The sequence below is a fragment of the Pseudotabrizicola sp. L79 genome (genome assembly GCF_036553525.1).
Classification (GTDB): domain Bacteria; phylum Pseudomonadota; class Alphaproteobacteria; order Rhodobacterales; family Rhodobacteraceae; genus Pseudotabrizicola.
On record NZ_JAZHDA010000005.1, the window covers coordinates 1 to 469 of the forward strand.

The following is a 469-nucleotide window of genomic DNA, read 5'->3' on the forward strand; positions in this document are numbered from 1 at the left end:
GGCCACGTCAAGGCAGGGGATGATGCGGGTTTTCAACATGGCTTGGTCCTTGGCCCCTGTCGGTCTGTGCCCTGTCCTAGCGCCTGACAGCCGCTGGGGACAGGGGGCGCTGCCCCCGTGCCGCGGGTTTGGGGGGGCACCCCCGGCCCCCCCGGGATTTTTAATAAATCGTCGGGGTGTGTGGGTGTCTCCGTCTCAACCCGCCGTATTGGGGCCCGCGCCCGGGTTCCCCAGCGGCTGTCAGGCGCTAGGACAGGGCACAGACCGACAGGGGCAAAGGACCAAGCCATGTTGAAAACACGCATCATCCCCTCCCTTGACGTGGACGATGGCAGAGTCGTCAAGGGCGTGAATTTTGTCGATCTGCGCGATGCCGGCGATCCGGTCGAGGCCGCGCGGGCCTATGACGCCGCGGGCGCGGATTAGCTGTGTTTTCTCGACATCCATTCCACCCATGAAAACCGCGGCA

The 469-nt window shown here is 64.8% G+C and carries 1 pseudogene; it reads left to right on the plus strand.

The window, feature by feature from the left end:
* Window positions 1–288: 288 nt before the first annotated feature.
* Window positions 289–423: pseudogene (locus V3C85_RS00020) on the plus strand (HisA/HisF-related TIM barrel protein); the annotation flags it as partial.
* Window positions 424–469: the final 46 nt, after the last annotated feature.